We start from the raw sequence: 21,554 nt of genomic DNA, 5'->3' as shown, positions 1-21,554 counted from the left end.
ACGGAGCTCGTCGGTCGCGACGACGAGGTCGACCTGCTCGTCGACGCCCTCCGACGGTCGCGGCGCGACCGCACGACACAGCTCGTCACGCTCGTCGGCGTTCCCGGGATCGGCAAGAGCCGGCTCGTGCTCGAGCTCGGCCGCGTCGTCGACGAGGACGACGAGCTGATCACGTGGCGGCAGGGCCGCTGTCTGCCCTACGGCGACGGCGTGTCGTACTGGGCACTCGGCGAGATCGTCAAGGCACACGCTGGGATCCTCGAGTCGGATCCAGCCGACGTGACCGAGACGAAGCTCGCCGGGGTCATGGTGGCGATTGCGGACGAAGGCGAGCGCGCCTGGGTCGAGGGCCATCTGCGTCCGCTCGTCGGGCTCGGTCGCGTCGACGTCGGGAGGAGCGACGTGCGCGGGGAAGCGTTCGCGGCGTGGCGGCGCTTTCTCGAGACGGTGGCCGAGAGCGGTCCGATGGTGCTCGTGGTCGAGGACCTCCACTGGGCGGACGACGGCCTGCTCGACTTCGTCGACGGGCTCGTCGACTGGGTCGATGGCGTGCCGCTGCTCGTCGTCTGTACGGCCCGGCCCGAGCTGCTCGAACGCCGGCCCGGCTGGGGCGGCGGCAAGCGGAACGCGACGACCGTGTCGCTCGTCGCGCTCGACGACGACGCCACCGCGCGTCTCGTCCTGGCGCTGCTCGAGCGTCCCCTGCTCGACGCCGACACCCAGCAGGTCCTCGTCGAGCGCGCCGCCGGCAACCCGCTCTACGCCGAGGAGTTCGTGCGGATGCTGCAGGCGGGCGCGAGCGTGGACGAGCGGCTGCCGGAGTCGGTGCAGGGGATCATCGCCGCTCGCATCGACCTCCTTCCCGCCGCCGAGAAGGACCTGCTGCAAACGGCGGCCGTGCACGGCAAGGTCTTCTGGTCGGACGCGCTTGCCTCCTCCGCCGACCTGGAGGCGTGGCGGCTCACGGAGCTGCTTCGCTCACTCGAGCGAAAGGAGTTCGTACGGCGCGAGCACCGCTCGGCGGTCGCGGGCGCGTCGCAGCACGCCTTCGTCCACGCCCTCGTGCGGGACGCCGCCTACAACCAGCTTCCGCGTGCCGCGCGCGCCGAACGTCATCTGGCGGCCGCGGCGTGGATCGAGTCGCTGCCCGAGGACCGCGCCGAGGACCGCGCGGAGACGCTCGCGCACCATTACCTCACGGCGATCGAGCTCCGGCGTGCGGCGGGCGCCGATGTCAGCGTGCTCGGACCAAGTGCCGTGCGGGCTCTGCAGGACGCGGGGGAGCGGGCGCTCGCACTCGGCGCCTTCGACGCCGCCACGTCGTTTCTCTCCAGTGCGCTGGAACTGCTCCCCGACGACGCCGAGCCGTCCGCCGAGCTTCTCTTCCACGCGGGAAGGGCACTGGCTCACGCGGGGCAGCCCGGTGACCACCTCGAGCGGGCGGTCGACGCGTTCGAGCGCGCGGGCGACCCGGAGCGGGCGGCCGAGGCGGCCGTCGCCGCGAGCTGGCACGCGTGGCACACGCGTCCGGCCGAGGCGCGCGGACTGCTCGACCGCGCCACGGCCATCCTCGACGGACGGCCGCCGTCTCGCGCGACGGCGCTCGTCCTCGCGGAGCACGCGAGGATGCTCATGATGAACTTCCAGTTCGACTCCGGGCGCCGCGAGGCGGAACGGGCGATCGAGCACGCACGGGCGATCGGCGACGTCGAGCTCGAGGCGGACGCCATCGTGACCAAGGCCGCGTGCATGACAAAGGATGGCGACAGAAGCGCCGTCGAGCTGTTCGACCGCGCGCTCGAGCTCGTCGGTCACGGCCGTGTCGCGGCACGCGCGTATACCAACCTCGGCGTCGCCTGGGGAGCCTTCGGTGACCTGGAGCGGGCGATCGAGGTGTCCGCGGAGGGCGCGGCGCGCGCGGACCGAGACGGTGACGTCCAGGGCGCGGCGTTCCTCCGGGGCAACGTCCTCGGCCTTCGGTTCGACGCAGGCGATTGGGAGGAAGCGTTCCAGGAGGCGAACTCGCTGATCGGGGCGCCCGGCTTCAACCGCCAGGAGTACCTGGCGCGATACGTGCGCGCCACCATCCTCGAGTCGCGCGGTGAGCTGGCCGCTGCGGGAGTCGATCTCGAGCTGGCCCTCGAGTCTGCCCGCGAGTCCGCCGAAGCAGCGGCTGTCCTGCCGGCGTTGGTCGGGCTTGCAGGGTTCCTCCGTCGTCGCGGCCGGAGCGACGACTCAGCGGCCAAGCTCGACGAGGTCGTCTCCGCGTTGGACGCGGCAGAGTCCGTCGGCGACATCCAGGAATTCCACGTGGAGCTCGTCGTCGAGCTGCTGGAGGCCGGTCGTCCGCAGGCCGCCGAGAGCATCGTCGGACGGATGCCCGAAGGCCCCTGGCGGGACGCGTGTCGTTCACTGGTCGAGGGAGAGGACGCGGCGGCGGCAGACTCCCTCGCGTCGATGGGGACTCAACGGCTCGCGGCCGACCTTCGCCTGCGCGCGGCGAGGAAGCTCGCCGCCGCGGGCAGGTTGGGCGAGGCCGAGGCGCAACTCGAGCTCGCGCGCGCCTTCTTCCGCAAGGTCGGCGCCACGGCGCTCCTGGCCGAGGCGGACACGATCGTCGCCGCAGCGAGCTGAAAGGATGTCGGGGATGGGCGAGCGCGAGGTCGACGTCGTCGTGATCGGAGCGGGCGCGCCGGGCGAGGTGATCGCCGGGCGGCTCGGCGAGGCGGGGCTCCGAGTGGCAATCGTCGAGGAGCGGCTCGTCGGCGGCGAGTGCTCGTTCTACGCCTGCATGCCGTCGAAGGCGCTCCTGCGGCCGGGCGAGCTCGAGGCCGAGGCGCGGCGAGTTCCCGGGGTTCCGACCGGTGAGCTCGACGTCGATGCCGTGCTCGCGCGGCGCGACGAGGTCGTCCACGACCTGGACGACTCGACTCAGCTGCCGTGGCTCGAAGACCGCGGCGTGGTTCTCGTGCGCGGCCACGGCCGCCTCGACGGCGAACGACGGGTGGTCGTCGATGACGACGTGCTCGTCGCGCGGCGGGCGGTCGTCGTTGCGACGGGGAGCTCCGCGACCATCCCGCCCGTGCAGGGGCTCGCCGAGGCTCGGCCGTGGACGAACGTCGAGGCGACGACGGCGAAGCACGTGCCCGGCCGCCTGTTCGTCCTCGGCGGCGGGGTGGTGGGCGTCGAGATGGCGCAGGCGTGGTCGTCGCTCGGCTCGCGGGTCACGCTCGTCCACCGCGACGCCCGGCTGATCGAGCGCGAGGAGCCCTTCGCGAGCGAGCAGGTGGCGACGGCTCTGCGCGAGGCAGGGGTGGACGTGCGCCTCGAGACGTCCGTCGCGGCGGTCTCGCGGAACGGGGCGGTGCGCGTCGCGCTCGTAGGCGGCGGCGAGGTGGAGGCGGACGAGATCCTCGTCTCGATCGGGCGGACGCCTCGGACGACGGACATCGGCCTCGAGACCGTCGGCCTCGAGCCGGGGAAGCACGTGCGCGTCGACGAGTCGCTCCGCGTTCCGGGGCACGAGGGCTGGCTCTACGCCGTCGGCGACGTCAACGGACGGGCCCTGCTGACGCACATGGGCAAGTACCAGGCGCGGCTGGCGGCCGACGCGATCCTCGGCAAGGACGTGCGCCTGCGGTCGGACGGCGGCTCCTCGCCTGGCGTGATCTTCACGGATCCCCAGGTGGGCTCAGTCGGCTTGACGCTCGCGGCGGCCCAGGAAGCGGGCCTCGACGTGCGGGCGGTCGACGTCGAGACCAGCGGGAACGCGGGCGGGTCGTTCGTCGGGCGCAACGCGCCGGGTACCGCGCGCCTCGTGGTCGACGAGAACCGCCGGGTCGTCGTCGGCGCGACGATCACCGGTGCCGAGGTCGCGGAGGCGCTCCACGCGGCGACGATCGCCGTGATCGGGGAGGTGCCGCTCGACGACCTCTGGCACGCCGTCCCGTCCTTCCCCACCCGCTCGGAGCTCTGGTTGCGGCTGCTCGAGGCCTACGGGCTGTAGCGACGTCCTCGACCCGAGCAGGTCGGTGTCCCGCGCCGCCGCACGGGACACCGACCGAGTGTCGGCTCGGGAGCCGTTAGCCCGTGACCGGGGGCTCGAAGGCCCCGATGACCCCGATCCGGGCGGTGTTGCACGCCTTCGCGCTCGTGATCTTCACGAGCATGATCCCGGCCGTCCGCGGCGCGATCGAGATGCGGGCGACGCCCTCGGCGTTCGTCCTCACGACCTTGCTCAGGCCCTTGCCGCCGAAGTGGACCGCGACGCCCTCGACCGGGTTCCGCGAGTGCGTCACCTTCGCGACGACGAGCTGGCGGTTGCCGTTCGCCTTGACCATCCCCGGCGTCACCTTGAGGACGCGGCAGATGCTCACGTGCGGCCGGGGCCTCGGCTTCGAGACCGGCTTGGGCGTCGGTGCCGGCGCGGCCGGCGGCGTCGCGGGAGCCGTGACGAGCGTCGACGCGTCGTCGGTGTTGTTCGCCCCGTTCGTGTCCTTGCCGTTCCCGGTGGCCGTCGCCGAGTTGACGTAGGTCCCGGTCTGGGTGACGCGGGCGGTCAGCACGACCGAGCGCTCGACCCCCGGCCCCAGCGTGCCGAGCGCGCAGCTCAGCAGTGCCGAGGTCACCGTGCACGAGCCGGCCGGCGGCTGAGTGACCGCGAGGAACGTGACACCGGTCGGCGCGGCGTCGACGAGCGAGACCTCGTGCGCCTGGTTGGGGCCCTCGTTCCGGACGCGGACGGTGTAGGTGATGTCCGCCTGGCCGTTGACGAGCTGCACCTGCGGCGTCGCATCCTTGCCCACCCGCACGTCCATGAACTCGTCCGACTTCACCGACGGAGGCGGAGGCGTGGTGGGCGTGGTGGGCGTCACGCAGTTGCCCTGTTCGTTCTTGATCATCCCGGCGGGGACGTCTGCCTGGTTGCCTTCGATGTTGGGGCAGACGTCGGTCGGGGGTGTGGGCGTGACGCAGTTGCCCTGTTCGTTCTTGATCATCCCGGCGGGGACGTCTGCCTGGTTGCCTTCGATGTTGGGGCAGACGTCGGTCGGGGGCGGCGGGTTGCACGGCCCGAGATAGTCGTCCTCGTGGCCTGCGCGCGGAGTCCCGTTCTCGTAGAAGTGCCCGGCCTGTCCGAAGGCGGCGTTGTACGAGATCGTCAGGGTGACGAACTGTGTCGTGCCGTCGCGCCCGGCCGCATGGCAGAGCGTCACCTTGTCGTTCGTCGTCAGCGCGAACGTCGCCGACCCGGACGAGCCCACGTCGACGCGGGCCGACGTGGCGCTCGTGATTCCCAGGGCCGCTACGACGACCAGCGCCGTGGTGAGCAGAAGGCGTCGCAGACGCCCGTCGCGGATGAAATGCATGATTTTCCCCCTCCACTCTCCCCGGCGAGCGGGTCGAGCTTGTTTGACACTCTCTGCATGTCACGTTATGGCTATTTCGGGGGATCGCTGCCCCTAGAACGAGGGGTTGTGTGCCCCCCTCGGGTCTAGGTCCGAGCGACACACATCCCGCTCTTGACGCCGGCTCGGCGCCAAGCCTCGCGCTACGCTCGCGCGCGTGCGCAGGGTCGCCGCGACGCGCTACGTGACGCCCCTGCGGGAAGGCGGGTCGCTTCCAGCCCTTGTCGAGGCGAACGACGACGGCCTCTACGTCCTCAAGTTCCACGGGGCCGGCCAGGGACCGAAGGCCCTCGTCGCCGAGGTCGTCGTGGGCGAGCTCGCCCGTGCGCTCGGCTTCCCGGTGCCCGAGCTCGTGCTCGTCGAGCTGGATCCGTTCATCGGGCGCGCGGAGCCCGATCCCGAGATCCAGGACCTACTGCTCGCGAGCGGTGGGCTCAACCTCGGCGTCGATTTCCTCCCCGGCGCGCTGCCCTTCAGTCCGGCCGCCGGGCCCGCGCCAGAGGCGAGCTTCGCCGCAGACGCCGTCTGGCTCGACGCGCTGGTCACCAACGTCGACCGCACGGCGCAGAACCCGAACCTGCTCTGGTGGCACGGGAGCCTGTGGTTGATCGACCACGGCGCTGCCCTCTACTTCCACCATGCTGCCGAGCCCTCTCCGGAGCACGCGCGCGGCGCGTTCGAGGCGGTCCGCGACCACGTCCTTCTCCCCTACGCATCCTCGATCGAGGCGGCAGACGTCCGGTTGGCTCCCCGCCTGAGCGACGAGGCGCTCGGGCTCGCGGCGTCCGAGGTGCCCGACGAGTGGCTCGAAAGGGAAGGTCGCGAGGTGTACGTCGACTACCTCCTGCGGCGGCTCGAGGAGCCGCGCACGTTCGTCGCCGAGGCTGAGCGGGCGCGTGGCTGAGCCGTTCTCGTACGCGGTGCTCCGCCTCGTTCCCGACATCGAGCGCGGCGAGCAGGTCAACGTCGGCGTGATCGTCTTCTGCCGCCCGCTCGACTTCCTCGGCGCACGCACCGCGCTCGACGACGACCGCGCCCGTGCGCTTGCACCCGACGTCGACCTCGACGCAGCACGCCGTCATCTGTGGGCGATCGAGCGAATCGCGGCCGGCGATCCCGAAGCGGGACCGATCGCGAAGCTCGACACGACGGCGAGGTTCCACTGGCTCGTCGCGCCGGCCAGCACGATCGTCCAGCCGTCCGAGGTGCATACAGGCCTCTGCGACGACCCGCAGGCCTACCTCGACGAGCTCTTCGAGCGGCTCGTGGGCTGATGCTCGATCCGTCGCTGCCGATCCCGACGTCCGGCCGCACGTTCGCTCTCCACCGCCGCGTGCGGCTCGCCGACATGGACGAGCGCGGCAGGGTGCGGCTCGACGCGGTCGCACGGTTCCTGCAGGACGTCGCGATCGACGACGTGCAGGAGACGGGATGGGGCGTGCCGGACCACCTGTGGTTCGTGCGCCGGATCCGGGTCGAGGTCCGGTCTCCGCTCCTCGACGACCGCGAGGTGCGGCTCGTCACGTGGTGCAGCGGCCTTGCGGCGATCGCCGCGGGCCGTCGCTGGTCTGTCGAGGGCGACCGCGGAGGCCGGGTCGAGGTCGACAGCGTCTGGATCCACCTCGGGCCCGACCAGCGTCCGGCGCGGATCGAGTCCTTCGGGATCTACGCCGAGGCCACGGGCGGCCGATCCGTGTCGACGCGCCTCGAGCTCCCGCTTCCCGCGGCCGACTCGCCGCGGACGCCGTGGCCGCTCCGTGCGACGGACGTCGACCTCCACGGCCACGTCAACAACGCCGTCTACTGGCAGGCGGTCGAAGACGTGCTGCGGTCGAGCCCGATCGACGTCCGGCGGCCGCTCGCAGCCGAGCTCGACTACCGCGACCCGATCGACCTCTCGGACCCCGTCGAGCTCGCCGTCGTCGCGGACGGAATGCACGTCTCGCTCGGCTTCTCGGTCGGCGACGCGGTGCGCGCGGTCGCGCGGGTGAGCGTGCTCGAGGGTTAGGGGCGCGGCCGGAGCGCCGCGAACGGGTCGGTGATCGCGAGGTGCCGGTCGCGGAAGCGGAACACTTCGGCGGGACGGCCGCCGGTTCGGCCGGACGGGCGCCGCTCGCCCGTCGGCTCGATCACCTCGCGCCGCTCGAGCACGCGGCGGAGGTTCGTGGCCGAGACCTCGTGCCCGAGGGCCGCGACGTAGACCTCGCGCAGTTCGGCGAGCGTGAAGCTCGGCGGTGCCAGCGCGAACCCCGCGTTGGAGTAGGAAAGCTTCCCGCGCAGCCGGTCGCGGCCGGCGAGCACGATCGCGCCGTGGTCGAAGGCCATCGGGGGCAGGTCGTCGATCGGGTGCCAGCGGGTGTCGCCGGGGACGTCCGGATCGAGCCCGAGCTCGACGAGGCCGAGGTACGCCGTGGCGAGCTCCCAGGCGGTCGGGTCGCGGCCCGGGTCGCTGTAGGTTGCGAGCTGCTCGAGATGTGAGATCTCGCGCACGTCGACCTTCGCCGCGAGATGACGCCTGATCGACTCCTCGAGGGTCTCGCCGGGCTCGAGCTGGCCGCCCGGGAGGGCCCACGCCTCACGGAACGGCTCTCGCGCGCGCTGCCAGAGGAGTGCCTGCAGGCGACCCTCGCGCACCTGGAGGACGACCGCAAGGGTCGCGTGCCGCGGTCTGGTAGACTCGGCGCGAGGTTTACGACTCATAGTCAAAAACTAGCGGAAAACACGAGGAGCAAACAGCATGAGACGACCGCGTTCCCGGCTTCTCGTCGTGGCCGGCTTGGGCGCAGCGGCCGTGATCGTGGCGCTCGCCGCCGGCTGCGGCGGCAGCGAGGAGAGCACCGGCACCGCGACCGAGACGGCAGCCGCGACGACCGGCACGACCACGACCACTCCGACTTCGGCGCTGAGGGCGGCACTCGTCGCGGACGCCGGCCAGCTGAACGACAACGGGTTCAACGAGCTCGCGTACAAGGGGCTCAAGCGCGCGGAGCGCGAGCTCGGGATCAAGGGGCGCGTCGTCGAGGCGCAGTCCGCCGCGGACTACATCCCGAACATGTCGACGCTCGCCCGCCAGGGCTACGACCTCGTGATCGGCGTCGGTTTCGCGCAGGGCGCTGCGATCGCGGCGGTGGCCAAGCGCTTTCCGCAGACCGACTTCGCAATCGTCGACGTGGACCAGGCGTCGCTGAAGGGCAAGCCGAAGAACGTCCAGGGACTCCTGTTCCGCGAGGAGCAGGTGGGCTACCTCGTCGGCTACCTCGGCGCGCTCTCGGCGAAGCGGGCCGGAAAGGAGTCGATCAGCGCCGTCGGAGGCTTCAAGGAGCCGCCCGTCGACCGCTACATCGCCGGCTACCGGGCGGGCGCGGAGAAGGCGGTGCCCGGCACGAAGGTCGTCTGGGGCTACTCGCAGGACTGGGAGGACCAGGCCAAGTGCAAGGAGCTCGCGCTGAACCAGATCGCGGCCGGCTCGGAGGTGGTCTTCCAGGTCGCGGGGGGTTGCGGCCTCGGTGCGCTCTCGGCGGCGAAGGACCGGGGCGTCTGGGGAATCGGCGTCGACGGCGACCAGTCGTTCCTCGGCCCGCATGTCCTGACGAGCGCGCTCAAGGGCGTCGACAGTGCCGTGTTCCTCACGATCAAGTCGCTCGAGGACGGCACGTTCGCCGGTGGGAAGAACAGGGTGTTCGGGATCGACCAGGAGGGCGTCGGCCTGGGCACGCTGAGCCCGAAGGCGAACAAGCAGGACGTCGCCGCGACGGAGAAGGTCGAGCAGCAGCTGGCCTCGGGGGAGATCACCGGCATTCCGACGACCGTGAAGTAGGCGGAGGCATCGCGGGGGACAGGCCCCATCCGGGGCCGGTCCCCTCCGAAGCTACGCCGTGCGCACGGAGTACACGGGGGGCAGGTGGTCGGCGACCTGGCGCCAGTTCGCGCCGGCGTCCGCGGAGCCGAACACCTCGCCCGACGTCGCGCCGAAGTAGAGCTCGAGGCCCGCGCCCTCGCCGGCGCTGTCGAACGCCTCGCGCAGGATCGTGAGATACGCCTTGTCCGGGAGGCCGTCGCCGCGGGCCTGCCAGGTGGCGCCGGCGTCGCGGGTCTCCCAGACCCGCATCGCGCCGTCCGGCGGAGTGCGGTCCTCCGCGCCGATCAGCGGGATCACGTATGCGCTGTCGGGATCGGCCGGGTCGACGACGATCGGGAAGCCGAAGTCCGACGGCAGACCGTCACCGATGTCGATCCAGCTCTCGCCCGCGTTGTCCGAGCGGTACACGCCGCCGTGGAACTGCATGAACAGCCGCTCCGGGCGGAGGGGAGCGCGGCGCACGTCGTGGACGCAGTGCTGGATCGGGTTGTCGCGCGACTCCTCTGGCACGTAGTCCGGCTCGATGCCGGTGTTCGAGTGGCGCCAGCTCGCGCCGCCGTCGTCGGAGAGCCAGACGCCGACCGCGGAGATCGCGACGAGCAGCCTCGAAGGGTCGCCGGGCCACGGCGCGATGGTGTGCAGGCAGAGGCCGCCGTTACCGGGGCTCCAGTCGCCGCGCGTGGGGTGGTCCCAGAGGCCGCGGTTGAGCTCCCAGCTCGCGCCCCCGTCGCGGCTCTCGAACAGCGGGCCGGGGTCGCCGCCCGCATAGAGCTGCCCGTCGGCCGCTCCGGGGACGATCACCCAGAGCCGCTCGACGGACTTCTCGTCCCCCTCCGGAAGCGTCGCGCCCTCGGCCTGTTCCCACTCGCCGGTCGGGTCGTCGGTGATCCAGATCTTCGGCCCGTAGAACCACGACGTGACCGAGGCGAGGTACCGCCCCGAGCGGGGGTCGCGCATCGCGTACTCGACGCTCTGGCCCGCAAATGCGCGGGCGGTGATCTCGAAGCCGTCGCCGTCGCCCTCCAGACGGAACATGCCCTTCTTCGTGCCCACAAGGAGCTCGGTCATGCGTCGCTCACCCTCCCGTGATCGCCGGGAGGACATGGACGCGGTCGGCATCCGCGACCGGCGTCCCCTCCTCTCCGTGCGTGCCGTTGACGAAGACGTTGACGTGCTCGCGGATGCGGCCCTGCTCGTCGAGCACCCAGCCGGCGATCGGCGGGTGCTCCCGCTCGAGCCCCCGGAGCACCTCGCGGACGGTGGCGCCCGCGATCGCGTGGTGCCTGCCTCCGCAGAGTTCGGACAGCGGGGCACGGAGCATCACCTGTGCCATGGCGCGATCGTAGGACGCCTCACGCCCTCTAGACGTTCGGTTGTCCCCACTTTCGACAGGAACGGGTCAGCGGCGGAGAAACAGGTTCAGCAGGATCGTCCCGACGATCGAGACGACCACCATCAGGCCGATCGGGACGAAGACCCGCACGTTGTCGGACGGCTTCCAGGAGAGCGTCCCCGGCAGATGATCGACGCCGAGCCGTGCGAGGAGGAGCGCGCCGACGCCGACGATCGCCAGCACGGCGGCGCCGATCAGCAGGACCTTCCCGGCGGTCTCCACGATCTGAGCGTAGACGGTGCGCCCTACGGCGCAAGCTCGACGACGCCGTGGGGCGAGCCGTACGCTGCGAGGAGGTCGAGGTACGGACGCGCAGGGAAGGCCTCCGGCCCCAGTACCCCCGTTCCGGACCAGGTGCCGGACGCGAGCAGCTCGAGCGCGACGGCGGGATTGAGCGCCGTCTGCCAGACGACCGCCTGCGAGCCGTACTCGCGCATCGACCACTCGTTGTCGACGACGTGGCAGAGGTAGGTCCGCCTGGGCTGCCCGTCGAGCCCCAGCCCCGTGACCAGCGTTCCCGCGCACGTCTTGCCGGTCATCCGCTCGCCGAGCGTCGCCGGGTCGGGCAGCGCTGCGGCGACAACGTCACGCGGCGCGACCTCGACGCCCTTGACGCGGAGCGGCTCCTTCCGGTCGAGGCCGAGCTTGTGGAGCGTCCGGAGCACCTCGATGAACTCGTCGCCGAGCCCGTACTTGAACGTCACCCGGCGGCAGTCCACCCAGCGCGGCACGAGCAGCACTTCCTCGTGCTCGACGTTGACACACTCCACCGGGCCGATGCCCTCGGGAAAGTCGAACACCTCCGGCTCGGAGAACGGCTCGGTCGTGAACCAGCCGCGGTCGCGCTCCCAGACGACCGGTGGGTTGAGGCATTCCTCGATCGTCGTCCAGATCGAGAACGTCGGCGCGAAGTCGTAGCCCTCGACGACGAGGTTCGCCCCGTCGCGGACACCGATCTCGTCGATCTCGGAGAACAGGTCGTCGGCCGCGTGCCGCGCGAACACGTCGGCCGCGCCCGGCTCGATGCCGATACCGACGAGCGCGAGGACGCCCGCGTCCTCCCACGCCGGGGCACGCTCGAACTGGTAGTCGCCGAGCTTGACGCCCGTCAGCTCGTACGGGCGCTCGGGATGCGGCTCGGAGAGCGTCATCGCCATGTCGAGGTACGTCACCCGGGCGTCGAGGCACGCGTCGAAGAGCTGCGGGTTGAATACCGGGTCGACGGCGTTGAGGACGGCGTCGGCCTTCGTCTCGCGGATGAGCCCGAGCACGGCCTCGCGGCTCGAAGCGTCGATCGGGTGCGCGGAGAAGCGGCCGTCGTCGAGCGCGGCGGCGACGGCCGCCGGGCGGGCTGGGTCGTAGTCGGCGAGCGCGCAGTGGTCGAAGAACGAGCGCCGGGCCGCGATCCCGGCGAACGCGGAGCCGACACCGCCGGTGCCTACGACGAGGAGTCGCATCAGCGCGTTCTACCGGATCCCCGCTCTCGGTCGGCGCGCAATGATGTACCGACGATTTGACGAATCGGAGGCAAGCATGAGTGTGTCGGTGGCGCAGCAGAAGATGTTCGTCGACGGGGAGTTCGTCGACGCGCTCTCGGGCGAGACGATGGAGGTGCTGAACCCGGCGACCGGCGAGGTGATCGCCGAGGTGCCGCGCGCGGGGGAGGAGGACGTCGACCGCGCTGTCGCGGCGGCGGAGAGGGCATGGGAGACGTGGCGGGAAAAGACGCCGAAGGACCGGATGGAGCTCCTCCTGAAGCTCGCCGACGTGATCGACGAGAACGCGGAGGAGCTCGCGCGGCTCGAGTCGCTGAACGTCGGCAAGCCATGGTGGGTCGCCGTCGACGAGCCCGGGATGATGTCCGACAACCTGCGCTTCTTCGCCGGCGCCGCCCGCAACCTCGAGGGGAAGGCCGCCGCGGAGTACGTCGAGGGCTACACGTCCATGATTCGCCGGGAGCCGCTCGGCGTCGTGGCCGGGATCGCGCCGTGGAACTACCCGCTGTTCATGGTGATCTGGAAGACGGGCCCGGCGCTCGCCGCCGGCAACGTGCAGATCGTGAAGCCGGCCGAGCAGACGCCGCTCACCGTGCTCCGCTTCGTCGAGCTCGCGCAGGAGGTCCTCCCCAAGGGCGTGCTCCAGGTCGTCACCGGAGAGGGCGTCCCGGCCGGCGACCGGCTCGTGCGGCATCCGTCGGTCCGCCTCGTCTCGCTCACCGGCGACACTGCGACCGGGAAGCTGATCGCGAAGAACGCGGCCGACACCGTGAAGCGCGTGCACCTCGAGCTCGGCGGCAAGGCGCCGATGGTTGTGCTCGACGACGCCGACCCGGCGACCGTCGCGGAGGCGATCAAGATCGGCGGCTACTTCAACTCCGGCCAGGACTGCACCGCCTCCTCGCGCATCCTCGTCTCCGAGCGGATCTACGACGACGTGCTCTCGTCGACGAAGACGGCCGTCGAGGGGATGAGCGTGGGCGACCCGGCCACGGACGACGACGTCGGCATGGGCCCCGTGATCTCAGCCGAGCAGCAGGAGCGCGTCCTCGGCTTCGTCGAGCGTGCCGTCGCCGCGAAGGCGACGGTCGTCACCGGCGGCGGCAGCGTCGGCGACCGCGGCTTCTTCGTCTCGCCGACGATCGTCACCGACGTCGCGCAGGACGCCGAAATCGTGCAGAACGAGGTCTTCGGCCCGGTGGTCACGATGCAGCCGTTTGCATCGGACGACGACGCGATCGCGATGGCGAACGGCGTCCGGTACGGGCTCGCGGCGTCGGTCTTCTCCGAGAACGTCGGCCGGGCGATGAAGGTGGCCGGACGGCTCGACTTCGGCACCGTCTGGGTGAACGAGCACCTCTACCCACTGACCTCCGAGATGCCGCACGGCGGCTTCAAGGAGTCGGGCTACGGCAAGGACATGTCGCTCTACTCGATGGAGGAGTACACGCGCATCAAGCACGTCTGCGTGAAGCTCGCCTGAGATCCGGGCCTGATCCGCGCCACGCAGCCGCGCCGCTGCATCTCGTGCGACTTGACACGAGCGTCGACCCGCGAAAGGCTGCCGTCACTCACTCGATCCCGGGGAGGGATGACATGCGGAAGAGAGTGACCGTTCTCGCTGTCCTTGCGGCGGCCGCGTTCTCACTCGTGCTCGGCGGGCAAACAGGCGCGGCGGCGCCGGGCACGCCGAAGGCCTCGTGGAGCCCCTGCTTCCGAGACCAGGGCCCCTACGAATGCAGCACCGTGCAGGTGCCGCTCGACTACGACTCGAGCGACGGAGGCGCGATCTCGCTCTCGCTCGTCCGCCTTCCGGCGTCCGATCCGAGCAGGCGCATCGGCTCGCTGTTCGTGAACCCCGGTGGCCCGGGCGGCTCGGGCGTCGACATGGTCGTCTTCGGCGGCCCCTTCCTGTTCACGGACGAGGTGCGCGCGCGCTTCGACCTCGTCGGCTTCGACCCGCGAGGGATCATCCGGAGCAGTGCGTTCCGCTGCTTCGGCAACGACAAGCAGTGGGAGCCGTTCTTCACACCGCTCGCGTTTCCCTCGACACCGGCCGAGGAGGAGATCTGGAAGGCGGCGGATCGCTACCTCGACGGAGCGTGCGCCCAGCGCGGTGCCCGAATCGGCGAGCACATGTCGACGGCCAACGTGGCGCGCGACCTCGACATGCTCCGCCAGGCGGTCGGCGACGAGGCACTGACCTACGTCGGGTACTCGTACGGCTCGTTCCTCGGTGTCACGTACGCGAACCTCTTCCCGGACCGCGTTCGCGCGCTCGTCGTCGACGGTGTGCTCGACCCGATCGCGTGGACGACCGGTAGCGGCAACCAGGGCTCGACGCTCCCGTTCTCGACACGGCTGCACTCGGACATCGGCGCGCAGGCGACGCTCGACGAGTTCTTCAGGCTCTGCGACACGGGCACGTGTGCGTTCGGGCCGGGCTCGGCTGCGCGGTTCGCGGCGCTCGGCGAACGGCTGAAGGCCGACCCCAGCATCATCAACTACTCCCAGCTGATCGGCATGACGCTGTCGGCCATGTACGACTCGTCGAGCTGGGAGGACTTCGCACAGCTGCTCGCCGACCTCGACGCCGCCACGGCGCCGACCGCGGCGCTCCGGACACGCGTCCAGGCGTTCCAGGCTCGGCCGCTCTACATCGCCAAGCGCGGCTTTCCCCGCTACCCGAACTTCCTGGAGGGGTTCCCCGCGGTCGCGTGCGCGGACAGCGACAACCCGAGCTCGTACGCCGCCTGGTCGACGGCCGCGGCGACGTCCTTCGGCACCTTCGGCCCGATCTGGACGTGGGCGTCCAGCATCTGCGCGGAGTGGCCCGCCGGGGACAGCGACCGCTACATGGGGCCGTTCACGGCGCGCACTGCGAAGCCGGTGCTCGTCGTGGGGAACTACTTCGACCCGGCGACGCGGTACGAGGGCGCGCAGACGGTCGCCGGGCTCTTGCCCAATTCACGGCTGTTGACGGTGGACGGCTGGGGGCACACGTCGCTCTTCATCTCGCAGTGCGCGGACCAGGCGGTGAGCACATACCTCCTCACGTCTGCGACTCCGCCGGCCGGGACGGTCTGCCCGGTCGACTCCGTTCCCTTCCATCGCTGAATACGTGGGGGCGCGGCCCCGGCCGCGCCCCTGCATTCCCGACACGAAGCCGGGTGGCGGTTGACGCATTGCGTCGCGTTTTGGTAGGAACCCCTCGCATTGCGTAGTCGTTCGCACGCCGAGGTCGAGCGCAGGCCGCGTCCCGAGGGGCCCGTCGACCGGCGCGGGCCCGTGTCTCGCGCGCCGGAGCTCGACCACGTCGACCGCGGGATCATCAGCGCGCTGCAGCGGAACGGGCGCGAGTCCTTCCGGCGGATCGCCGCCGGGCTCGGCGTCTCGGAGGCGACCGTGCGCGCGCGGTACGGACGGCTCTGCGAGCAGAGCATCCTCCAGGTCACCGGGGTGACGAACCCGCTCGGGCTCGGCTTCGACGCGCAGGCGATGGTCGGCGTCCGCACCACGGGGCCGCCCGAGATCGTCGCGGACGAGCTCTCGCACTGGGCGGAAGCCGACTACGTCGTCGTGACGACCGGCCGCTTCGACCTCCTCGTCGAGGTGGTCTGCGCCGACCGACGGGAGCTGCTCGACGTGACCAACCGGATCCGGTCGCTCCCCCAGGTCGTCTCGACCGAGACCTTCCTCTACCTCGAGCTGTGGAAGCAGCTGTACGACTGGGGCGCCGGCCGGACCAACGGCGGCGAGCAAGACGCTTGAGCGAGGCGACGACCGTCCCGGACGTCCGGCTCGAGGAAGTCGTGAAGGAGTTCGGCGACGTCCGGGCCGTGGACGGCATCTCGCTCGAGGTTCCCCGTGGCTCCTTCTTCGCGCTGCTCGGTCCGTCGGGCTGCGGCAAGACGACGACGCTGCGGATGATCGGCGGCTTCGAGGAGGCGACGTCGGGGCGGATCTTCCTCGGCGACCGGGACGTGGTCGGCCTGCCGCCCTACAAGCGGGACGTCAACACCGTGTTCCAGAGCTACGCGCTCTTCCCGCACATGACCGTCGCGGACAACGTCGCCTTCGGGCTCCACCGGAAGGGAATCGCGAAGGGCGAGGCCCGCAGCCGTGTCGCCGAGATCCTCGAGCTCGTCGACCTCGGGGGCCGCGAGAACCGCAAGCCGCGGCAGCTCTCGGGCGGCCAGCAGCAGCGGGTCGCGCTCGCGCGTGCGATCGTGTGCAACCCGCGGGTGCTCCTGCTCGACGAGCCGCTCGGCGCGCTCGACCTCAAGCTCCGCAAGCAGATGCAGCTCGAGCTGAAGCGCATCCAGAACGAGGTCGGGATCACGTTCGTCCACGTCACGCACGACCAGGAAGAGGCGATGACGATGGCCGACACGATCGCCGTCATGAACAACGGGCGGATCGAGCAGCTCGGCACCCCGGCGGAGCTCTACGAGCGGCCCCGCACCGCGTTCGTCGCAGGCTTCCTCGGGAAGTCGAATCTCCTCGACGGCACGATCGCCGGTGACGGGCTCGTCCGGCTGGCCGACGGCTCGGAGCTCCGCGTGCACACGAACGGCACGAGCGGCCCGGTCTCGGTGGGTGTGCGGCCCGAGAAGATCAGCCTCGCGAACGGGGGCGTCAACCGTCTCACCGGCCGAGTCAAGGAGTCCGCCTACATCGGCGTCGCGACCGAGCTCGTGGTCGCGACGACGGTGGGCGAGCTCACTGTGTTCCACCAGAACGTCGAGGCCGGGGGCGTAGCACCCGGGATCGGGAGCGACGTGACGCTCTCGTGGGCGCCGGAGGCGACGTTCGTCGTCGACCCGGGAGACCGGGCAGACCGTGCAGACCGAGGAGAGGAGCAAGCGATATGACCACGCGCATCACGCGTCGTGAGCTCGTCCAGCGAGGTGCGGCCGGCGTGACGCTGCTGAGCCTGCCCGGCCTCCTCGCCGCATGCGGAGGTGGAGGCGGTGGCGGTGGGGGCGGCGGCGAGGTGGCGGACGTCCTTCGTTTCTCGAACTGGCCGCTCTACATCGACTACGACGAGAAGACCAAGACGCACCCGACCCTGGATGCGTTCAAGAAAGAAACGGGCATCGAGGTCCAGTACTTCGAGGACATCAACGACAACGCGACGTACTTCGCCAAGGTTCAGGGGCCGCTGTCGCAGGGTCGCGGCGTCGACCGCGACATCTTCGTCTTCACCGACAGCTCGCGGTACCCGCAGCTGCTCGTGGACAAGAAGTGGGTCGAGCCGCTCGACAAGGACAAGATCCCGAACATCTCGAACCTGATCGACGCCCAGGCGAGCCCCCCGTTCGATCCCGACCGCACCTACAGCCTGCCGTGGCAGTCCGGGATGACCGGCATCGCATGGAACGAGGACGTCACCGGCCCCGTGACCTCGATCCAGCAGCTGCTCGACGACCCGAAGCTCAAGGGCAAGGTCACGATGCTCACCGAGATGGCGGACTCGATCGGGCTCGTGATGCTCGACAGCGGCGACGACCCGTCCGTCGTCACCGACGAGACGTTCCACAAGGCCATCGCCCGTGTCCAGAAGGGGGTCGACGACGGGCAGATCAGGCAGTTCACGGGCAACGACTATGCGCAGCCGCTGACCCGAGGCGACCTCGCCGCGGCCGTTGCGTGGTCGGGCGACGTCGTGCAGCTGCTCGCCTCGAACCCGAAGCTCAAGTGGGGTATCCCCGAGAAGGGCGCGATGATCTGGACGGACAACATGTTCGTGCCGCTCGAGGGCTCGAGCGCGACCGCGTCGACGTACATGAACTTCGTGTACGACCCGAAGATCCAGGCGCAGATCGCCGCGTACGTGAACTACGTGCCGCCCGTCAAGGGCACCCGCGAGGAGCTCGCGAAGACCGATCCCGAGACGGCGAAGAACACGCTCATCTTCCCTTCCGACGAGATGCTCTCCGAGGTGCACTCGTTCTCCGGAGAGGCACTGAACAACGAGACGTACATCACCGCGTGGCAGAAGGTGCTCGGGGCGTGACGGCAGACCGCCGGCCGTGACGTTCCTGCACCGCCACAAGGGGCTGACGCCGTACCTGCTGCTCCTGCCGGGCATCGCCTGGCTGGGGGTGTTCTTCCTCGTGCCGCTCGGCTTCCTCGGCTACCAGTCGCTCGAGTCCGGCTCCTTCGAGAGCGGCTACAGCTTCACCTGGGAGTTCTCGAACTACTGGGACGCGATCTCGACGTACAACGAGCAGCTGATCCGCTCGTTCCTCTACGCCGGCATCGCGACGGTGGTGGCCCTGCTCATCTCGTACCCGCTCGTCTACTGGATCGCGTTCCGCGGCGGCCGCTGGAAGAACCTCTTCCTGATCCTGATCGTCGCCCCGCTCTTCGTCACCTATCTCGTGCGGACGCTCGCGTGGCTCAACATCCTCGCCGACGAGGGCCCGGTCGTGAACGCGCTCAAGACGATCGGGATCCTCGGCTCGGACGGGCGTCTCCTCGCGACCGGGTTCGCCGTCGTCGCGGGCATCACCTACAACTTCCTGCCTTTCATGGCGCTGCCGCTCTACGTGTCGCTCGAGCAGATCGACACGCGGCTGCTCGAGGCAGCGGAGGACCTGTATGCCAGCAGGCGCCAGGCGTTCCTCCGGGTGACGCTGCCGCTCTCGGCGCCCGGCATCGTCGCAGGGACCCTGCTCACGTTCATCCCCGCGGCCGGTGACTTCATCAACGCGCAGCTGCTCGGGACGCCGCGCCAGTCGATGGTGGGGAACGTGATCCAGTCGAAGTTCCTCTTGCTGATCGACTATCCGGCCGCGGCGTCGCTCTCGTTCATCCTGATGGCGCTGATCCTCGCCGCCCTGCTCGTGTACGCGCGCGCGGTGGGGACAGAGAGGCTGACGGGGTAGCCGTGGCCTGGATCAGACGGAACCTGCTCACGGGCTACGCGATCCTCGCGTTCGGCTACCTGCTGCTGCCGGTGGCGGTAGTGATCCTCTTCTCCTTCAACGCTCCGGCGGGTCGCTTCAACTACGTGTGGGAGGGATTCACCCTCGACAACTGGGCCAACTGGGACGCGGTCCCCGGCATCCGCCACGCCGTCTGGATGTCGCTCTTCATCGGGTTCATCTCGACGATCGCGGCGACCGCGCTCGGGACCGTCCTCGCGCTCGCGATCGTCCGTCACCGGTTCCGCGGCCGCGGCGTCGTCAACGTCCTCGTCTTCCTGCCGATGTCGACGCCGGAGATCGTGCTCGGCGCCTCGCTGCTCACGATGTTCCTCCAGGCGCAGGTCGTCACCGGGGTTGCGACGATCTTCATCGCCCACGTGATGTTCATCGTCAGCTACGTCGTCGTGACCGTGAAGGCGCGCCTGATCGACTTCGACCGCCACCTGGAGGAGGCCGCGATGGACCTCGGCGCGAACGAATGGGTGACGTTCCGAAAGGTGACGCTGCCTCTGCTCGCGCCCGCGATCCTGAGCGCCGCGCTGCTCGGGTTCGCGCTCTCGATCGACGACTTCGTGATCACCTACTTCGTCGCCGGCTCGACGACGACGTTCCCGCTCTTCGTCTGGGGCGCGGCGAGAGTCGCCGTGCCGCCGCAGGTGAACGTCGTCGCGAGCGCGATCTTCCTCTTCGCCATCCTCGTGATGCTCGGCAACGTCCTCTGGGGGCTCCGCGCGGCGCGCCGGTCCCGGGAGCCGATGACGCAGGCACTACCCATCCCCGAACAGCTCCACCGACCGGAGGCGGCATGACGCAGACCACGACCGTCGATCTCCAGCAGCTCGCGAAGGACCACCTGTGGATGCACTTCACCCGGATGGGCGGCTACGCGGCCGCGGACGTGCCGATCATCGTGCGGGGCGACGGCTGCTATCTCGAGGACGCGAACGGGAAGCGCTACCTCGATGCGCTCGCGGGTCTCTTCTCCGTCAACATCGGCTACTCGCACGGCGAGGAGATCGGCCAGGCGGCGCTCGAGCAGATGCGAGAGCTGCCCTTCTACACCAACTGGTCGTACGCGCACCCGCGCGCGATCGAGCTCGCCGCCGAGGTCGCGTCGCTCGCCCCCGGCGACCTCAACCGCGTGTTCTTCGTCTCGGGCGGCTCGGAGGCGGTCGAGTCGGCCTGGAAGCTCGCGCGCCAGTACTACCTCGTGCGCGGCGAGAAGCGGCTGCGCACGGTGCTCGCCGAGCCGGAGACGTACCACGACGCGGTTGTCGCCGCAGCGCAGCCGCGCCCCCGCCGCTACAAGGCGATTGCGCGCCACGTCGCCTACCACGGGACGACGCTGGGCGCGCTCTCGATCAACGGCATCCCCGCGATCCGCACGCCGTTCGAGCCGCTCATCCCCGAGGTGCGGCACGTGCGCAACACGAACCGCTACCACCGTCCGCCGCAGGAGACCGAGGAGGAGTTCACGGCGTTCCTGCTGGACGACCTCGAGCAGACGATCGTCGCGATGGGCCCCGAGACCGTCTGCCTCGTCCATATGGAGCCGGTGCAGAACGCCGGCGGGTGCTTCACGCCTCCCGCCGGCTACTGGCGGGGCGTGCGGGAGATCTGCGACCGCTACGACGTCCTCCTCTCGGCCGACGAGGTGATCACCGCGTTCGGCCGGCTCGGCTACTGGTTCGGCTCCGAGCGGTACGACATCCGGCCGGACATCGTCACCTCGGCGAAGGGGCTCTCGTCGTCGTACGCGGCGATCGGCGCCGTGATCGCGACCGACCGGGTGATGGAGCCGTTCCTCGACGCGACGTCGATGTACTCGCACGGGATCACGTTCGGCGGTCATCCCGTGATGTGCGCGATCGCGCTCAAGAACATCGAGATCATGAAGCGCGAGGGGATCGTCGACCACGTCCGCGAGACAGAGGGCGCCTTCCGGGCGAAGCTCGAGACGCTGCTCGACCTGCCGATCGTCGGCGACGTGCGCGGGACGGGGTTCTTCTACGGGATCGAGCTCGTCCGCGACAAGGAGACACGGCAGACGTTCTCCGACGAGGAGTGCGAGACGCTCCTGCGCGGGTTCCTCTCGCCGGCGCTCTTCGACGCCGGGCTGATCTGCCGGACGGACGATCGCGGCGACCCCGTCGTCCAGATCTCGCCGCCGCTGGTCGCGACCGAAACGGAGATGGACGAGATCGTCGGCATCCTGGGCGACGTGTTGGGCGAGGCACAGCGGCGGATGCGCGCGTAGTCCGATCAGCCGATCCGTAACCACCTGGTAACAAGACCCCGGAGTAGTGTTTCCCGCACCTTTCCCCGTTCCCGGAGCGGGCAACCTGGGGTGCGTCGAAACCGAATGAGCCGAGGAGAGAGATGAGCACTGACAACGGGACGGTCGTTGTCGCGCGCGACGTGACACGGCGCTACGGCGAGGGCGAGACGGCGGTCGACGCGCTCCGC

20 protein-coding genes are annotated in these 21,554 nt (G+C 70.3%); 14 read left to right on the top strand and 6 right to left on the bottom strand.

Features of this window, described 5'->3' with window-relative positions:
* The coding region (locus VNM44_RS08420) for an ATP-binding protein (protein WP_325624983.1) at positions 1–2,634 on the top strand (2,634 nt) is incomplete at its 5' end.
* A 13-nt stretch (positions 2,635–2,647) separates the two neighbouring features.
* A complete protein-coding gene (locus VNM44_RS08415) occupies positions 2,648–4,006 on the top strand; it encodes an NAD(P)/FAD-dependent oxidoreductase (protein ID WP_325624980.1) in 1,359 nt (452 codons plus the stop codon).
* Positions 4,007–4,082: 76 nt separating this feature from the next.
* On the opposite strand, the gene VNM44_RS08410 is transcribed toward VNM44_RS08415, so the two are convergent.
* Positions 4,083–5,366 (bottom strand): DUF11 domain-containing protein, encoded by a 1,284-nt coding sequence (locus tag VNM44_RS08410; RefSeq protein WP_325624976.1) that lies wholly within the window; start codon positions 5,364–5,366, stop codon positions 4,083–4,085.
* Between the two features lie 196 nt (positions 5,367–5,562).
* Between VNM44_RS08410 and VNM44_RS08405 the strand changes: the two genes are divergently transcribed.
* From VNM44_RS08405 to VNM44_RS08395, 3 genes are read left to right on the top strand one after another with little or no spacing between them, the layout of a single operon-like run.
* Entirely contained in the window at positions 5,563–6,309 is a 747-nt protein-coding gene (locus VNM44_RS08405) for a HipA family kinase (protein ID WP_325624972.1), read from the top strand.
* Entirely contained in the window at positions 6,302–6,679 is a 378-nt protein-coding gene (locus tag VNM44_RS08400) for a DUF3037 domain-containing protein (protein ID WP_325624970.1), read from the top strand. Before VNM44_RS08405 ends, VNM44_RS08400 begins: the two co-directional genes overlap by 8 nt.
* A complete protein-coding gene (locus tag VNM44_RS08395; protein ID WP_325624968.1) occupies positions 6,679–7,413 on the top strand; it encodes an acyl-ACP thioesterase domain-containing protein in 735 nt (244 codons plus the stop codon). The genes VNM44_RS08400 and VNM44_RS08395 overlap by 1 nt, the downstream gene beginning before the upstream one ends.
* Here VNM44_RS08395 and VNM44_RS08390 read toward each other — a convergent pair.
* The gene (locus VNM44_RS08390) at positions 7,410–8,105 is read right to left on the bottom strand and encodes an NUDIX hydrolase (protein WP_325624965.1); all 696 of its coding nucleotides are present in this window, start codon (positions 8,103–8,105) and stop codon (positions 7,410–7,412) included. The two genes, VNM44_RS08395 and VNM44_RS08390, sit on opposite strands and share 4 nt — an antisense overlap.
* 37 nt (positions 8,106–8,142) lie before the next feature.
* Here VNM44_RS08390 and VNM44_RS08385 point away from each other — a divergent pair, with 37 nt between their 5' ends.
* Complete coding sequence (locus VNM44_RS08385; protein WP_325624961.1) at positions 8,143–9,222, top strand: BMP family ABC transporter substrate-binding protein; 1,080 nt, start codon at positions 8,143–8,145, stop codon at positions 9,220–9,222.
* A 51-nt stretch (positions 9,223–9,273) separates the two neighbouring features.
* On the opposite strand, the gene VNM44_RS08380 is transcribed toward VNM44_RS08385, so the two are convergent.
* The 4 genes from VNM44_RS08380 to VNM44_RS08365 form a co-directional block, all read right to left on the bottom strand.
* A complete protein-coding gene (locus tag VNM44_RS08380; protein WP_325624958.1) occupies positions 9,274–10,332 on the bottom strand; it encodes a hypothetical protein in 1,059 nt (352 codons plus the stop codon).
* Positions 10,333–10,339: 7 nt separating this feature from the next.
* Positions 10,340–10,597, bottom strand: a complete 258-nt coding sequence (locus VNM44_RS08375; RefSeq protein WP_325624954.1) for a MoaD/ThiS family protein — start codon at positions 10,595–10,597, stop codon at positions 10,340–10,342.
* 66 nt (positions 10,598–10,663) lie between these two features.
* Positions 10,664–10,879, bottom strand: coding sequence for a DUF2905 domain-containing protein (locus tag VNM44_RS08370; protein ID WP_325624951.1), 216 nt, complete (start codon positions 10,877–10,879; stop codon positions 10,664–10,666).
* 23 nt (positions 10,880–10,902) lie between these two features.
* Entirely contained in the window at positions 10,903–12,114 is a 1,212-nt protein-coding gene (locus VNM44_RS08365; protein WP_325624949.1) for a saccharopine dehydrogenase C-terminal domain-containing protein, read from the bottom strand.
* Positions 12,115–12,190: 76 nt separating this feature from the next.
* On the opposite strand from VNM44_RS08365, the gene VNM44_RS08360 reads away from it, so the two are divergent.
* The 8 genes from VNM44_RS08360 to VNM44_RS08325 all read left to right on the top strand — a co-directional run bounded on the left by VNM44_RS08360 (position 12,191) and on the right by VNM44_RS08325 (position 21,345).
* Positions 12,191–13,636, top strand: coding sequence for an aminobutyraldehyde dehydrogenase (locus VNM44_RS08360; protein WP_325624946.1), 1,446 nt, complete (start codon positions 12,191–12,193; stop codon positions 13,634–13,636).
* Positions 13,637–13,749: 113 nt separating this feature from the next.
* A complete protein-coding gene (locus VNM44_RS08355; RefSeq protein WP_325624941.1) occupies positions 13,750–15,270 on the top strand; it encodes an alpha/beta hydrolase in 1,521 nt (506 codons plus the stop codon).
* 99 nt (positions 15,271–15,369) lie between these two features.
* Positions 15,370–15,924, top strand: a complete 555-nt coding sequence (locus tag VNM44_RS08350) for an Lrp/AsnC family transcriptional regulator (protein ID WP_325624938.1) — start codon at positions 15,370–15,372, stop codon at positions 15,922–15,924.
* A complete protein-coding gene (locus tag VNM44_RS08345; protein WP_325624936.1) occupies positions 15,921–17,027 on the top strand; it encodes an ABC transporter ATP-binding protein in 1,107 nt (368 codons plus the stop codon). Before VNM44_RS08350 ends, VNM44_RS08345 begins: the two co-directional genes overlap by 4 nt.
* Positions 17,024–18,172, top strand: a complete 1,149-nt coding sequence (locus tag VNM44_RS08340; RefSeq protein ID WP_325624933.1) for a spermidine/putrescine ABC transporter substrate-binding protein — start codon at positions 17,024–17,026, stop codon at positions 18,170–18,172. Before VNM44_RS08345 ends, VNM44_RS08340 begins: the two co-directional genes overlap by 4 nt.
* Positions 18,173–18,188: 16 nt before the next feature.
* Entirely contained in the window at positions 18,189–19,046 is an 858-nt protein-coding gene (locus VNM44_RS08335; RefSeq protein ID WP_325624931.1) for an ABC transporter permease, read from the top strand.
* A gap of 2 nt (positions 19,047–19,048) precedes the next feature.
* A complete protein-coding gene (locus VNM44_RS08330) occupies positions 19,049–19,897 on the top strand; it encodes an ABC transporter permease (RefSeq protein WP_325624927.1) in 849 nt (282 codons plus the stop codon).
* A complete protein-coding gene (locus tag VNM44_RS08325) occupies positions 19,894–21,345 on the top strand; it encodes an aspartate aminotransferase family protein (protein WP_325624922.1) in 1,452 nt (483 codons plus the stop codon). Before VNM44_RS08330 ends, VNM44_RS08325 begins: the two co-directional genes overlap by 4 nt.
* The last annotated feature ends 209 nt before the right edge of the window (positions 21,346–21,554 follow it).

This window comes from Gaiella sp. (assembly GCF_035558935.1).
GTDB lineage: Bacteria > Actinomycetota > Thermoleophilia > Gaiellales > Gaiellaceae > Gaiella.
This window is presented reverse-complemented; position numbering and strand designations above follow the sequence as displayed.

Bases quoted from the DNA above. Each gene is read 5' to 3' on its own strand.
- VNM44_RS08385 (WP_325624961.1), top strand. From the start codon at position 8,143: ATGAGACGACCGCGTTCCCGGCTTCTCGTCGTGGCCGGCTTGGGCGCA.
- VNM44_RS08410 (WP_325624976.1), bottom strand. From the start codon at position 5,366: ATGCATTTCATCCGCGACGGGCGTCTGCGACGCCTTCTGCTCACCACG.
- VNM44_RS08340 (WP_325624933.1), top strand. From the start codon at position 17,024: ATGACCACGCGCATCACGCGTCGTGAGCTCGTCCAGCGAGGTGCGGCC.
- VNM44_RS08395 (WP_325624968.1), top strand. From the start codon at position 6,679: ATGCTCGATCCGTCGCTGCCGATCCCGACGTCCGGCCGCACGTTCGCT.
- VNM44_RS08375 (WP_325624954.1), bottom strand. From the start codon at position 10,597: ATGGCACAGGTGATGCTCCGTGCCCCGCTGTCCGAACTCTGCGGAGGC.
- VNM44_RS08325 (WP_325624922.1), top strand. From the start codon at position 19,894: ATGACGCAGACCACGACCGTCGATCTCCAGCAGCTCGCGAAGGACCAC.
- VNM44_RS08365 (WP_325624949.1), bottom strand. From the start codon at position 12,114: ATGCGACTCCTCGTCGTAGGCACCGGCGGTGTCGGCTCCGCGTTCGCC.
- VNM44_RS08355 (WP_325624941.1), top strand. From the start codon at position 13,750: ATGCGGAAGAGAGTGACCGTTCTCGCTGTCCTTGCGGCGGCCGCGTTC.
- VNM44_RS08360 (WP_325624946.1), top strand. From the start codon at position 12,191: ATGAGTGTGTCGGTGGCGCAGCAGAAGATGTTCGTCGACGGGGAGTTC.
- VNM44_RS08390 (WP_325624965.1), bottom strand. From the start codon at position 8,105: ATGAGTCGTAAACCTCGCGCCGAGTCTACCAGACCGCGGCACGCGACC.
- VNM44_RS08380 (WP_325624958.1), bottom strand. From the start codon at position 10,332: ATGACCGAGCTCCTTGTGGGCACGAAGAAGGGCATGTTCCGTCTGGAG.
- VNM44_RS08415 (WP_325624980.1), top strand. From the start codon at position 2,648: ATGGGCGAGCGCGAGGTCGACGTCGTCGTGATCGGAGCGGGCGCGCCG.